Annotated in this window: 11 protein-coding genes; 9 read left to right on the top strand and 2 right to left on the bottom strand. The window is 68.6% G+C overall.

Features of this window, described 5'->3' with window-relative positions; all coding sequences use genetic code 11:
- Positions 1-56: 56 nt before the first annotated feature.
- The gene (locus ACE37B_RS01060; protein WP_409921437.1) at positions 57-866 is read right to left on the bottom strand and encodes a PPK2 family polyphosphate kinase; all 810 of its coding nucleotides are present in this window, start codon (positions 864-866) and stop codon (positions 57-59) included.
- A gap of 42 nt (positions 867-908) precedes the next feature.
- Positions 909-1,142 (bottom strand): DUF5522 domain-containing protein, encoded by a 234-nt coding sequence (locus ACE37B_RS01055; RefSeq protein WP_409921436.1) that lies wholly within the window; start codon positions 1,140-1,142, stop codon positions 909-911.
- Positions 1,143-1,230: 88 nt separating this feature from the next.
- Between ACE37B_RS01055 and ACE37B_RS01050 the strand changes: the two genes are divergently transcribed.
- The 9 genes from ACE37B_RS01050 to ACE37B_RS01010 all read left to right on the top strand — a co-directional run bounded on the left by ACE37B_RS01050 (position 1,231) and on the right by ACE37B_RS01010 (position 14,242).
- Entirely contained in the window at positions 1,231-2,457 is a 1,227-nt protein-coding gene (locus ACE37B_RS01050; RefSeq protein ID WP_409921435.1) for a glycosyltransferase family 39 protein, read from the top strand.
- Complete coding sequence (locus ACE37B_RS01045; RefSeq protein WP_409921434.1) at positions 2,454-3,200, top strand: polyprenol monophosphomannose synthase; 747 nt, start codon at positions 2,454-2,456, stop codon at positions 3,198-3,200. Before ACE37B_RS01050 ends, ACE37B_RS01045 begins: the two co-directional genes overlap by 4 nt.
- Positions 3,201-3,348: 148 nt before the next feature.
- Entirely contained in the window at positions 3,349-4,860 is a 1,512-nt protein-coding gene (locus ACE37B_RS01040; RefSeq protein WP_409921433.1) for a GGDEF domain-containing protein, read from the top strand.
- 60 nt (positions 4,861-4,920) lie between these two features.
- Positions 4,921-5,271 carry a hypothetical protein gene (locus ACE37B_RS01035; protein ID WP_409921432.1) on the top strand — a complete coding sequence of 117 codons (351 nt, stop codon included), beginning with the start codon at positions 4,921-4,923 and terminating at the stop codon, positions 5,269-5,271.
- Positions 5,268-6,707: an FAD-dependent oxidoreductase gene (locus ACE37B_RS01030; RefSeq protein ID WP_409921431.1), complete on the top strand. Its 1,440-nt coding sequence runs from the start codon at positions 5,268-5,270 to the stop codon at positions 6,705-6,707. Before ACE37B_RS01035 ends, ACE37B_RS01030 begins: the two co-directional genes overlap by 4 nt.
- Complete coding sequence (locus tag ACE37B_RS01025) at positions 6,704-7,744, top strand: NAD-dependent epimerase/dehydratase family protein (RefSeq protein WP_409921430.1); 1,041 nt, start codon at positions 6,704-6,706, stop codon at positions 7,742-7,744. Before ACE37B_RS01030 ends, ACE37B_RS01025 begins: the two co-directional genes overlap by 4 nt.
- A complete protein-coding gene (locus tag ACE37B_RS01020; RefSeq protein WP_409921429.1) occupies positions 7,741-8,790 on the top strand; it encodes an NAD-dependent epimerase/dehydratase family protein in 1,050 nt (349 codons plus the stop codon). The genes ACE37B_RS01025 and ACE37B_RS01020 overlap by 4 nt, the downstream gene beginning before the upstream one ends.
- A complete protein-coding gene (locus ACE37B_RS01015; RefSeq protein ID WP_409921428.1) occupies positions 8,787-13,091 on the top strand; it encodes an alpha-(1->3)-arabinofuranosyltransferase family protein in 4,305 nt (1,434 codons plus the stop codon). Before ACE37B_RS01020 ends, ACE37B_RS01015 begins: the two co-directional genes overlap by 4 nt.
- Positions 13,088-14,242: an acyltransferase family protein gene (locus ACE37B_RS01010; RefSeq protein WP_409921427.1), complete on the top strand. Its 1,155-nt coding sequence runs from the start codon at positions 13,088-13,090 to the stop codon at positions 14,240-14,242. The genes ACE37B_RS01015 and ACE37B_RS01010 overlap by 4 nt, the downstream gene beginning before the upstream one ends.
- Positions 14,243-14,255 lie beyond the last annotated feature (13 nt).

Genomic DNA, 14,255 nt, shown 5'->3' with positions numbered 1-14,255 from the left:
CAAATCGTCAAGCGCTCGCCGGGTGATTGCCGTGCGAGTTCACGTACGTGAAACGTTCACTCGATCACGATGTCGTCGAGACCAGCCTCGGGCTCGGGGTACTGCGGGTCGATTCGTTCCAGATGATGGCGCAGGATGCGAGCGATACACACGTTGCGCGCCCACTTCCGATCGGCGGGGACGACGTACCACGGGGCATCGTCGGTCGAGGTCTTCTCCAGCGCGTCGGTGTAGGCATCCATGTAGTCATCCCACAGCTTGCGATCGTCGAGGTCGCCCGCTCGGAACTTCCACCGCTTGTCGGGGCGCTCCAGTCGCTCCTCGAAGCGCTTGCGCTGCTCGTCTTTGGAGACGTTCAAGAACACCTTCACGATGTGGGTGCCCTCGTCGACGAGCATCTGCTCGAAGTTGCGGATGTGGTCGTAGCGCTTCTTCCAGACCTTCTCCGGCGCGAGCTCCTTGACCCGCACGACGAGGACGTCTTCGTAGTGCGACCGGTTGAACACCGAGATGTAGCCGTCTTCGGGCGTGTGGTGATGGAGCCGCCACAAGAAGTCGTGCCCGCGCTCTTCCTCCGTCGGCACACCGAACGGATAGATCCGCACGCCCGCCGGATTCAGGCCGCTCAGCACCGCACGGATCGTGCTGTCCTTGCCGGCGGCGTCCATGGCCTGCAAGACGACGAGCAGGGAGGCGGACTTGTCGGCGAAGAGCCGCTTCTGGAGCTCGACGAGGGCCTCCATCTCCTCGGCGAACCACGCCTCGGCCTCCTCGCGTTCCCAGCCGAACGACTCCTCGGGGTCGTGGTCGTCGAGGTCGAGGTCGCCGTCGACACGCAGCTGCTTCACCAGGTCACGATCACTCATGGCCGCCGACGGTAGCGCAGGCGATGCAATGCGCCGGTCAGTTCAGAACTGGTACGGGCAATGGCGACAGCCGGACTCACAGCAGTAGCCGCGCTTGGCGAGGAACTCGGCGGTGAAGACGCTGAACCCGCTGACCGGATCGGAGTACGTGGGCAGCTGAGCTGCACACGACGCGTCGTGACGCTGCAGGATCTCGTCGAAACGAGCGTGACCAGGGCCGAGGCGGCGCGGATCGGGGCGCTCGCGCCAGTCGGGTCGCATCGCCGGTGAGGTCACTCGTCGAGACGATAGGCCCGAGGGTCGGCTTACGGACAGTCGAGGAGACAGCGGGGAGCGACGGTCGAGCCACTATGGTTCCGCGCTGATGACCGTGGTCGACACCGAGACGTTGGACACTGCGCCTGGCGACGACGACCGCTGGCGTCGAGCGGTCGGGGTGGGCCTCGCTGCCTACGTGGTGTCGCGGCTGTGCGTGCTCGTCGGGGCGGCGGTCCGCGCCTCGCAGCTGACGATCGATGCACGTGCCGACAACGAACCCGAAGAGGGCGCAGTCAGTCTCATCACCAGCGTGCTCACGTCGTGGGATGGACGCTGGTACCTCGAGTTGGTGCGCGAGTGGTACCCCACCGAGATCCCTCCATCGGTCACCTACGACGATCTCGAAGCCCGCGCGGCGTTCTTCCCGATGTATCCCGGCGCGGTGCGAGTCATCGACACCTTCCTGCCCGGCGGCGACACGTTCGCCGCGTTGTTCCTCAACTTCGTGCTGGGTGGCCTCGCGGTCGTGATGGTGGGCATGATGGCCCGCCGCGTGTTCTCGATCTCGGTCGCTGCTCGCTCGATGGTGATCTTCTCGTTCTTCCCCGGCTCGTTCGTCCTGTCGTTCGCGTACTCCGAAGCCTTGCTCATCGTGTTCGCCGCCGCCTGCCTGCTCCTGCTCGTCGACGAACAGTGGTTGCTCGCCGGCCTCGCCGCGGCGCTCGCGACCGCGACGCGGCCCAACGGCATCGCGGTGGTCGCCGCCTGCGTGGTGGCAGCAGCGATCGCCATCCGGACCAGGCGCCAATGGTCGTCGCTGATCTCGGTGCTGCTGGCACCGATCGGGTTCATCGGATTCCAGCTCTACGTCGACGACACCGCGGGCGAATCTCGAGCCTGGTTCCGCGTGCAGCGCGAAGCGTGGGCTGAAGGCACGAGCTTCGGGACCACGGCGATCAGGAACACGTTCACCTTCATCACCGATCCCTTCGAGTCGCCTGCGGGTGCGTTGACCGCGTTGTCGTTGGTGGCGCTGGGCGGCATGTGTTGGTGTGCCTGGAAACGACGGCTGCCACTCCCCTGGATCGCGTACAGCGCGGTCGTCATCGCGTTGATGCTGATTCCCGAGACCGTGACCGCTCGACCGAGATTCGTGTTCACCGCGTTCCCGCTGTTCATCGCCGTTGCGGCGTGGTGGCCGGATCCGTCGGACGATCCCGACCACCACCGGGCGAGTTGGGATCGCAGTGGTTGGGACTTCACCCTCGTGATGTGTGGAGCCGGGCTCACCGGCTTGACCGGCCTCTACGCGGTGTTCGGCGCGATCCCGTGAGCACGTCGATGCGCACGTTGGCCGTCGTCCCGACCCACAACGAAGCGGCCAACATCGCAGCACTCCTCGATGGGCTCGCCGCTCACGTTCCCGACGTCGATGTGCTGGTGATCGACGACGCGTCGAGCGACGACACGCGAGCGATCGTTCGTGGCTACCCCGGTGTGCGCCTCGTCGAACGTGAGGAGAAGCGTGGGCTCGGCGATGCGTATGTCCACGCATTCCGACTCGCGCTCGCCGACGGCTACGACGCCGTCGTCCAACTCGACGCCGACTTGTCCCACGATCCGTCGGTCGTACCGACCATGCTCGATCTGGCGCGCCGAGGCATCGACGTCGTGATCGGCTCGCGATACATTCCCGGCGGGTCCGTCGTCGGTTGGCCGCGTCGGCGTACGTGGCTGTCTCGATGGGGAAACCGCTACGCCGCCGTTGCGCTCGGCCTCGCGATCAACGACGCGACGGCGGGGTTTCGCGTCTATCGGGCCGAGACGCTGCGCCGCATCGACCTCGATGCGATCTCGGCGGAGGGCTACGGCTTCCAGATCGAGATGACGTATCGGGCGGTCGTGGCAGGCTGCAGCATCGTCGAGGTGCCGATCACGTTCCGCGACCGAGTTGCGGGCGCCTCGAAGATGAGCGGCAACATCGTCGGCGAGGCGTTTCTGCTGGTCACCAAGTGGGCGCTCGCCGACGCGGTGAGTTTCCGTCGTCGCCGCCGCGCCTACGTCGATCACGAGTGACCGGCTCGGGCATCTCGTCGCGAGCGTCCGTGCCTGGGCTTGACGAATTCCAGATCATTCACACCGTCTGTCAAGTCCGGGCGCGAACGGACCGATCCTTCTGACTGGTGAGATTCCCTCGACCACATGATGCGGGACGGCTCGGCCGATGACCGTGACGAGCGTCTTCTCGACGGCACAAGAAGCCGCCGCGCTCGCTGATCAGCGCGACGTCGTGGCGCGTATCGACGAGGAGATGATCGGACAGACCGACGAGGGTGTCCGCGGTTCGTTGCTGCTCAGCCGGGCGATCGTCCGCCAAGGCGAAGCCGACCCAATGGGTCCGGCGCGAGACAGTGCCGAGGCCTTCGACCTGCTCTTGCGCAGCGGCCGAACCGACGAAGCGGCGCTGGCAGCTGCCGTCGCCGGCGCGATGCGTCATCGGACCGGCGACTTGGAGTCGGCGATCGACTTCGCGGTGAACGCCATGGTGTTGGTCGACACCGCGACCCGCTCGACCGTTGCGGCCCGAGCGGCGAACGCCGTCGCCGTCTTGTTCGCCCAACTCTCGGCGTTCGATCACGCGTTCTACTACTCGAACCTCGCAGCCGACATCAACGGTGAGCAGCCCTCCCCCACCGACGTCGCGATCTCCTACACCCACTGCTACATCGTCGTCGAGGCCCGCCACGCCGGGGTCCAACTCCCGACCACCGGCGCACACCGCGCGGTGGCCAAACTGCACCACGACTCCAATCCCGTCGCTCGGCACATGCTCGGACCGGGGATGGCAGCAGAGATCGATCATCTCGAACATCCCGATCGGCTCGGGTTGCGAGAACTCGACGACGGCCACGTGGAATCCGGCGCGCCGCGGCTGCAGGCGTGGTTCCGCCTCGTCCTCGCGAACGAGGCGCACGCTCGCGGCGACGCCCCGTCGGCGCGAGCACTCGTCGACCAGGCCCTTCCGGTGCTCCAGCGCGTCGGTGACGACCATCGAGTGGTTCGCGCGTACCGGCTCCGCAGCCGCGTCCGGGCGGCGCTCGGCGACATGCACGGGGCACTCGACGACGCGACGACCGTCGCTGACGTGGTCCGAGCGTGGCACGTCGATCAGGTCGGCCGGTTGGCGATCCAGATCTCGCAGCGCGCCGAACTCGAAAAGCAGCAATTCCTACTCCAACGACGAGCCAGCGACCTCGCGCAGCAGGTCGAGGTCGACGCCCTCACGAGCGTGGGCTCGCGGCGGTTCTTCGACGCGAGAGTCGAGGAGTTGACGCAGGACGACGGCACGGTTGCCGTGGTCTTGCTCGACATCGACGACTTCAAGTCGGTCAACGATCAACACGGCCATTCGGTCGGAGACGCTGTCTTGCGGACCGTCGGGGACGTGCTTCGGGCGGCGTCGAACGGCGAGGGCATCATCGCTCGACTGGGGGGCGACGAGTTCGCCGCGGTCTTCGTCGATGCGGAGGTGTCGAGAGCGTTGGACTTTGCGACGACGGTTCGACGTCTGATCGCCGAACAGGACTGGGGCTCGACCTCCCAGGGTCTGCAGGTCCGCGCCAGCGCCGGAATCGCGGTGGGTGACCGTCGTGACGTCCAGTCGGTGATCGACGACGCCGACGCTGCCCTGTACGGAGCCAAGCACCGCGGCCGCGACTGCTGTGTGACGGCCTGAGCGAACGAGGCGTCGACAAGTCGCCACGGGATCGACCCTGGTCGGTAGCATCTCGGGGTCATGTCCGCCCCGGTGCACCCTTGCGCTCCGCCCACTGCGGTCGGCCGGTTCGCCGACTGGCTGCTGGGCGTCGACCTTCCTGAGTTGCCGGAGGATCGCCGTCGCGAGGTGGTCGCGTTCGTCGAGCGTCGTGTCGCTGTCCTGCCGTCGTTCACCCGGTTCGGGGTTCGTGTGATCGCTGCGTCGGTCGACGCGATCGCGCGAGCCGTCGGCATCGACCGCATCGGACGTCTGGTGCTGCGTCTACCGCTGCCGCTCGTGAGCGAGTACCCCAGGCTGGTCCGGTCGCTGGGCTACGCCTTCATCTGGGAGACCTGGCCGTCCACGGCCGTGGACGGCGCCGCAGCATGACGACGCACCACGATTGCGACGTCTTGATCATCGGGTCGGGCGCCGGTGGCGCGACCACGGCAGCAACGCTCGCCGAAGCTGGCCACGATGTGCTCGTCGTCGAAGAAGGGCCGTGGGTCGACCAAGGCGAGGTCACTCCGTTCTCGCTGGAACAGATGGACCGTCAGTACCGGTCGGGCGGGGTCACCGTCGCGCTCGGTCTTCCGTCGATCGCCTACACCGAAGGACGCTGCGCAGGCGGTGGGACCGAGGTCAACAGCGGGCTCTACCGACGCCCGCCCGAAGAAACGCTCGCCCGATGGCGCGACCGCTACCGGATCGCCGACTTCGACAGCGACGACCTGCTGTCGATCTGCGAGGAAGTCGAAGCGGCGCTCGCCGTGCAGACCGTGCCGGGGCGACACACCGCGGCGAGCGACATCCTCCGTCGAGGCGCCGACCGCCTCGGCTGGCAGAACGACGAGATCCCCCGTTGGATGACCTATCCGGAGGGCGGGGACGCGACCGACGGGCAGCGCCAGAGCATGACCCGCACGTACCTGCCACGGGCGATCGCCGCTGGCGCTCGAGTGCTGTGCGAGCACCGACTCGAGCGGATCAGCCGGGCGGGGGCGCGGGCGACCGGCGCCGAGCTCACGTCGCTCGCACCTCAGGGTGGCACCGTGACCGTGTCGTTCCGTGACGTGATCGTGTGTGGCGGAGCGATCCAGACGCCGGCGATCCTGCAGCGCGCAGGTTTCCGTCACCGTGTCGGGCGGACGCTGGCGGTCCACCCCACCGTCAAGCTGGCGGCGCGCTTCGACAGCGCGGTCAACACACCGTCCGACGTCTCGGTCATCCAGGTCAAGGAGTTCGCTCCGAACATCTCCTTCGGCGGCTCGGCCAGCCATCCGGGACTCGTGGCGCTCGCGTTGACCGACAACTGGCGCGACTTCGGCTCGGCGGTCACCTCGTGGCCGGAACTGGCCGTCTACTACGCGGCGATCACGAGCGAAGGCCGTGGCTGGGTCCAGGCGGTGCCCGGCCTGCGCGATCCGGTCGTGACCTATCGGCTCACTCGGCGTGATCGCCAGTTGCTCGGCCAGGGCCTCGCTCGTCTCGCGCTCGTGATGCTCGAAGCCGGAGCGCTCGAGGTCTACCCGTCGTTCAAGGAGGCTCCGCTCGTGCGTACCCGTGCCGATCTGGCAGCGATGACCGAGGCGTTCGCGGCGATGAAGGCGAGTGTGATGACGGTGCACCTGTGCTCGACGGCCCCGATGGGCGACGACGAGTCGCTGTGCGCCGTCGACAGCTTCGGCAAGGTGCGCGGTGCCGACAACGTGTTCGTCAACGACGCGTCGCTGCTGCCCGAGGCGCCTGGAGTGAACCCGCAAGCGTCGGTGATGGCCGTCGCGATCCGCAATGCCCGCCGGTACTGCGACGAGCGCGCGTCGTGACGACCCCCGACGTCACCATCGTGACCGGCGCAGCTGGCTGGCTGGGCACCGGCCTCGTCCACGCGCTCGTCGAGTCGCCCCGTTGGCAACGCTCCGGGACCATCCTCGGCGTCGTGCGGCCGGGCGAGGACGTGTCGCACCTGCCCGACGCCGTCCAGATCGTCCGCGCCGACGTGACCGACCCCCAGCAGGTGCGCGACGCCTTCGCGGGACATCAGGCCGCGTCGGACGGCTCGGTCGACGTGATCCACACCGCCGGCGTCATCCACCCCACCCGTGGTGTGGCGGAGTTCGACGAGGTCAACCACCTCGGCACGCGCAACGTCCTCGCCGCTGCACGCTCGATCGGTGCGCGTCGCGTCGTCCACGTGTCGTCGAACAGCCCATTCGGCACCAACGGGGCTCGCAACGACGTGTTCCGCAACGACGAGCCGTACCATCCCTACCTCGGGTACGGACGATCGAAGAAGGACGCCGAGTTGGCGGTGCTGCGTGCTGTCGACGAGGGCCTCGACGCCGTGATCGTGCGGCCGCCGTGGTTCTATGGCCCCCACCAGCCGGCCCGGCAGACGACGTTCTTCACGATGGTGCGCAGCGGCCGGTTCCCGATCCTGGGTGACGGTGGACAGCGGAGGTCGATGACCTACATCGACAATCTGGTGCAGGGCATCCTGCTCGCCGAGTTGACGCCGACCGAGCCGGGGTGCGCCTGGTGGATCGCCGACGCCGAGCCGTACACCGTGCGCGAGATCGTCGACACCGTCGGCCGGGCGCTGGTCGCCGAGGGTTTCGAGGTCAAGGCGAACCGGTTCCGTCTGCCGGAGTTCGCGGGCACGGTCGCGGAGAAGATCGACACGGTTCTGCAGGCGCGTGGCCGCTACCACCAGCAGTTCCACGTGCTCGGCGAGATGAACAAGACGATCGCCGTCGACATCAGCGCCGCTCGCCGCGACCTCGGCTACGAGCCCGAGTTCGAGTTGTTCGAAGGAATGCGTCGCAGCATCCGCTGGTGCGTCGAGCAAGGCATCGAGCTGTGACGTCATATCTCGTCACCGGCGGCAGCGGCTACTTCGGAGCGCTCGTCGTCGCCAGGCTCCACGCCGACGGACACCATGTGCGCGTCCTCGATCTCAACGACGCCGACGATCGCCCTGCCGAGGTCGAGTTCGTCCGCGGCGACGTCCGGGACCGCGCCGTCGTGCGCGACGCGATCGACGGCATCGACGTCGTCCTCAACAACGTCGCCCAGGTGCCGTTGGCGAAAGACCCTGCGCTGTTGCGCACGGTGAACGTCGACGGCACGGTCAACCTGTTGCGAGCGAGCGCAGCGGCCGGCGTGTCGAAGGTCGTCCACACCTCGTCGAGTGCCGTGTTCGGGGTGCCGAAGGCCAACCCGGTGCTGCCGACCACCGTGCCGTCGCCGATGGAGGCCTACGGGCACGCCAAGTTGGCCGCCGAGTGGGCCTGCCTGGCCGCAGCACGTGACGGGCTCGACGTGTCGATCGTGCGGCCGCGCACGATTCTCGGTCACGGCCGGCTCGGGATCTTCGGAATCTTGTTCGACTGGATCGCGGACGGCCGGGACCCGATCGTCCTCGGCGACGGCACCAACCGATACCAGTTCGTCCACAGCGACGACCTCGCCGAGGTGTGCCTGCTCGCAGCGGGATCCGCCGATCCCGACGTGTTCAACGTCGGCACCGACCGGTTCGGGACGATGCGTGAGACGCTCGAAGCGCTGTGTCGCCATGCCGGCACCGACGCCGTCGTGCGCTCACTCCCCGCCGGGCCCGCATCGATCGGGATGGCGCTCAGCGCTCGGCTCGGCATCGCGCCGTTCGCGCCGTATCACTGGATGATGTACTCGAAGTCGATGTGGTTCGACCTTGATCACCTCGCCGAGCGACTCGACTGGTCGCCGACCTGGTCGACCGACGAGATGTTTGCCCAGAGCTACGACTGGTTCCTGGCGAACCGGGCCGACACCGACGACGCCGCTGCATCGCACCATCGCCGCACCGCGAAGCAGGGGGTTCTCGGGGCGGTCAAGCGAGTCTCCGGGTTGCTCCCTCGAGCGCGATGAACGAGCTCGCTGCTCGGGTTCGCCGTCACCAGACGGCGCTCTCGGTGGCCGTGCTCGCCGCCCTGGCCTATCTTCCAGCGCTCACCGCCTCGCCCGGTCGGATGCCGACCGACTCGAAGCTGTACGTGTACCTCGATCCGGGTCGCTTCATCGCCGACACGACGACGACGTTCGACGCTCGCCAGTTCGCCGGCTGGGTGCCACACCAGCACATCGCCTATCTGTGGCCGACCGGCCCCTGGTACTGGGTGTTCGAGACGCTCGGCGTGCCCGATTGGATCGCGCACCGCCTGTGGATCGGCACCGTGCTGTTCGCCGCCGGGCTCGGCGTGCGATGGATGAGTCGGGTCCTCGGCTTCTCGCCGCTCGCCGCGCTGGCGGGTGCCGTGGTGTACCAACTGTCGCCGTACATCCTCCCCTACATCTCGCGCACGTCGGTGCTGCTGTTGCCGTTCGCCGGGCTCGGCTGGATCGTGGGCTGCACGGTCCTCGCCGGGCGTCGTGGCCGATGGCGGTTCCCGGCGATCATCGCATTGATCGTGTTCACCGTCGGCGCCGTCAATGCGACCGCGTTGGCGATGATCATCCCGGCACCGGTGCTCTGGCTCGTGCACGCCGCCTGGCAGCGCTCGATCAGCTGGCGTCGTGCGATCGCCGTCGGGGCGAGAGTCGGTGTGCTGTCGCTCGGCGTGTCGTTGTGGTGGATGGCGATGCTGATCGTGCAAGGCCGCCACGGAGCCGATGTGCTCTCGTACTCGGAGTCGCTCGAGTCGGTGTCGTTCACCTCGACGTCGACCGAGGTCACCCGAGGCCTGGGTTATTGGTTGTTCTACATCCGCGACGCATTCGGCGCGACGACGACCGCATCGATCGATCACCTGGTGTCGCTGCGTGTGATCGTCGCCGGGTTCGTACTGTTGGGCGTGTGCCTGGCCGGCATCGTGTTCGTCGCCTCTCCGCACCGACGCTTCGCCGGCCTGTTGGTCGCCGCCGGCGCGGTGCTCGGCGTGGGGGTGCATCCCATCGATGATCCGTCTCCGCTGATGACGTTGCTCGTCGGCGACAACGAGAGCGGTCTGGCACTCGCGTTGCGCAGTTCGACGCGTGCGGTACCGGTACTGCTGCTCGGACTCGCGATCGGCGCTGCGGCGCTGGTGTCGGCGGCGGGGTCGGTCGTCCCGTCACGCTCGAGGGTCTCGGCACGAGGCCTGCGGGTCGTCGCAGCGGGACTCGTCGGGGTGCTGGCGGTCGTCAATCTGCCGGCGCTGCGCACCGGGGGCTTCGTCGATCCGGCGCTCGAGCGTGACCAGGACCCGCCTGCGCACTGGCTGGCCGCAGCGGCCAACCTCGACGAGCGGCCCGAGGGCTACCGAGTGTTGCAGGTGCCGGGCACGGAATTCGGCGCCTTCGACTGGGGATTCACCGTGGATCAACCGCTGCCGGGCTTGACCGAGCGCCCGCTGGTCACCCGTGATCTTCTCCCGCTCGGGAGCCCGGCGGCGATGGACCTCGTGTTCGCGCTCGATGACCGCTTCCAGGAGGGGACGCTGGAGCCTGGCGCTGTGGCGGCCGTCGCTCGACTGCTCGGTGTCGACACCGTTTGGGTGTCGGGTGATGTGAGCTTCGAGCGCTTCGGCCTCGCCCGCCCCGAGATCGTCACATCCCAGCTGACCGGCGACGTCGCTGCGTCGTCCGGGTTGGTGTCCGCGACCGAGTTCGGCGATGCCGTCGTGGTCTCGCCGTCGATCCCGATCGTGGATGCGACGACCGTCGGCGACCCTCGGGTCGGACTGCCGATCGCACCGATCACGCTCGTCGACGTGGCCGATCCGGTGCCGACGGTGCGAGTGAAAGACCGCACCGTCGTGGTGTCGGGGAGCGGCGACGGCTTGATCGACGCGGCTGCCGCCGGACTGCTGGACGGCACCGAGGCGGTGCTCTACAGCGCGTCTGGTCAGGCTGCCCCGGGACCCGTCGAGCGATTGATCGTGACCGATTCGAACCGCGACCGGGCGCATCATTGGCGCAGCTCCCAGGACGTCGCCGGCTACACCGAGTCGGGTGCGGCCGACGACGGTGTGCTGCGTTTCGAGGCCGCCGACCAACGATTGCCCGTCTTCGGAGAAGAACCCGCCGACCCGGCGACGCAGACCGTGTCGGTGCAGCGTGGCATGGTGACGGCGCGAGCCAGCGCCTATGGCGAGCCGTTCGCGTATCTGCCCGAGCACCGGCCGGTGATGGCGATCGACGGCGATCTCGACACCGCCTGGCTCGTCGCCGATCGGGCATCGGCGATCGGCGAGTTCATCGAGGTGACGGTGGCGGGACCCGTCCCGTACGTCGAGCTCCGACAGCCCGATCCGGTGCCCGGAGCCCGCACGATCACCGAGGTGCTGCTGTCGGTCGACGGCGCCGAGGCGGCACGCGTCGCGCTCGACGAGCGGTCGCTCGCCGGCGTCGGTCAGCAGATCGAGCTCGACACCTCCGGCGCAGCCTCCGACGCGACACCTCGGGTCGTGCGCATCGAGATCACCGGTACATCGGCGCCGCAGCCGCCGGTAGCCGACGCGATCGGCGCGGTGGGGTTCGCCGAGATCGGCACGGGCCACGAGCCGACCGTCGAGTGGATCAGACCGCCGATCGACGGACTCGATGCCGACGGTGACACCACCCCCGTCTCCTTCGTGTTCAGCCGCCTTCGGACCGATCCGTCCGATCGGTGGCGCAGCGATCCCGAACCGGCGTTGCGCCGCGAGGTCGAACTCCCCCGCACGGTCACGGCGGACCTCGACGTGACGATGCGATTCGACCGCCGGGCCTCCGGAGCGGTGCTGGCGCAACTGCTCGACGAGCCGGTGATCGACAACCGCCACCTCACCGGGTCACCGGAACGGCGCGGCTCAGCAGCGTTCGACGGCGACCCGGCAACGGCGTGGACGACGCCGTTCGTCGACGTGGTCGGCAGTGCGGTGACGGTGAACGGTTCGGGCACGGCGACGACGATCGACGTCGAGCAACCGGTCGGTGAGTTCAGCCCGATCACGGCGCTGCGACTCACCGATGCCGCTGGCGCCGTCGACGTGGCCGTCGTTCCTGGCGCGTCGACGATCGCACTCTCCCGCCCCGTCGACCTGGCACAGCTGGGTATCGAGATCATCGGCATCGACGAGCAGATCACGATCGACCGCCGCTTCGCCGAGCCGTTCGTGTTGCCGGCCGCCATCAGCGAGGTGCGCTTCGACGGCGTGTCGCCGTTGGTGACCTCGCCCGACACGATCTCCGCGGTCTGCCGTGACGACCTGCTGTCGATCGCCGGCACCCCGATCGGCGTCACCTTCACGATGTCGACGCCCGAGCTGCTCGCCGGTGGCGAGATCCCGCTCGAGGTCTGCGAGCCGACGATCGCACTGGACGGACGCGTACAGATCGAGAGCACGCCCGGCTCGGCGACCGGCATCCACGTCGATCGCGTCGTGCTGTCGGAACGAATCGATGAGCTCGTCGACATCGACGGGGGGTCGGCGATCGATCCGACGTCGACCGTGCTCGTCGAGGCATCACGACGCGCTCGTACGGTCGAAGTGCCACCGTGCCCGGACGGGTGCTGGGTGGTGCTCGGCGAGGGCTACAACGACGCCTGGAGCGCCACGCTGGACGCCGGTGACGGCGATGATGATGATGTCGGTCTCGGCGTGCCGACGCTGCTCGACGGGAACGCCAACGGGTGGTGGCTCGAGCCGTCGGATGCGCCGCGTACCGTGGAGCTCACCTGGACCGCCCAGCGTCCGTTGAACCTCGCGTTCGCGCTCACGCTGGTGAGTCTGCTGGTGGTGCTCGGCCTCGTCGTGCGGGATCGGCGTCGTGACACCGATCCCGTCGTCGAGCCGCTGATCGCTCGGCCGCTCCCCGACGAGCGCGGCCACGCTGGGCGCCGCCGTGTGATCGGTGCCGGTGTCGCTACCGCCGTCGGCGCGGCGGTGCTGGTCGACTGGACGGCAGGACTCGTCGCCGGGGTGGTGTGGGCGGCGGCCGCCGCTGTCGGGCGAACTCGACTCGTCGGGTGGGTGGGCGCCGGTCTCGTCGTCGGCGCCGGGGTCGTCGTGGCGTGGGTCGTCCGTGCGGAGCGTCCCTTCCCCAACGCCGGCTGGCCGATTCGCTTCGAATGGCTTCACGCCCCGACGCTGCTCGGCGTCGTCCTCGTCGCCGGGGCGACGCTGCTCGACCGCGACGTCGAACCCGATGCCGGCGAAGCGGGGCGGGACGGTCAAGCGAAGACCGACGACGAAACGGCGAGTCGATGACGGCGACCGATGCCCGGAGCCTGGCGGGTGGCACGACCATCGCCTATCGGCCAGCGCTCGACGGTCTCCGGGCCTGGGCGGTCGTCGCCGTGGTGCTCTATCACGCCGGGGCGACCTCGGCGCTGCCCGGTCTGGCACCGGGTGGCTTCCTCGGGGTCTCGGTGTTCTTCACGCTGTCGGGCTACCTGGTCACGACGTTGCTGATCCGCGAATCGTCACGTCCCGACGGGCTCCGCCTCCGACGATTCTGGGTGCGCCGAGTGAAGCGGCTCGTCCCGGTGTCGTTGACGGTCGTTGCGCTGAGCGTCGTGCTGTCGGCGACGTTCTGGCCCGGCATGGCCGCCTCGGACGCCGCCGCCGGGATCTTCGGGTACACGAACTGGCACGTCATCGGCTCCGGCGAGGAGGCGTTGCTGCGCACGATCGTCGGGCCGCTCGGGCCCTACTGGTCGCTGGCGGTCGAGGAGCAGTTCTACGTGCTCTTGACCGTTGCGGTGCTGCTCGCCTGGCGCACCGCTCGCCCCATTCGAACCCTGTCGATCGTGGTCACGACCGGATGGTTGGCCTCGGTCGCTGCGCAGATGTTGCTCGACGGTCCGCAGTTCCGCTTCGAATTCGGCACCGATACCCGTGGCTCCGAACTGCTCGCCGGGTGCGGCCTTGCGCTCGGGCTGCACGCGCGGCCCGATCTGCTCGACCGCGCACGGATGCTGCTCCCGTGGCTCGGCGTCGGCGCATTCGCGGTCGTGATCGGGCTCGCTGCGACGACCGACTACGACCCCCCGTGGCTGCTCCACGGCGGGTACGCAGCGGTGTCACTCGCGAGCGCCGTGCTGGTGGCTTCGCTGTTGCTGCCCGGCCCGCTCACTCGGCTGCTGGCGACCGCGCCGACGGTGGCGATCGGGCGGCTCAGCTACTCCTGGTACGTCGTGCACTGGCCGATGATCTTGATCCTGACGGCCGATCGAACCGGGCTCGATCGGTGGCCGCTCGTCGCGCTGAAGGTCGCTGCGTCGCTCGCCGCGGCAGTCGCGCTCCACCTGATGATCGAGCAGCCACTCCGACGGGCCGACGCCACCGCACGCGCCGTCGCTGTCGCGTGGCTCGGCGCCTCCATCTCCGTCGTCGCCATGGCGATCATCGTGCTCTGACAACGACAGGAGC

It is taken from the genome of Ilumatobacter sp., from assembly GCF_046290335.1.
Classification (GTDB): Bacteria; Actinomycetota; Acidimicrobiia; order Acidimicrobiales; family Ilumatobacteraceae; genus Ilumatobacter_A.
The sequence above is the reverse complement of the archived record's forward strand: the minus strand, read 5'-3'. Positions and strand labels throughout refer to the sequence as shown.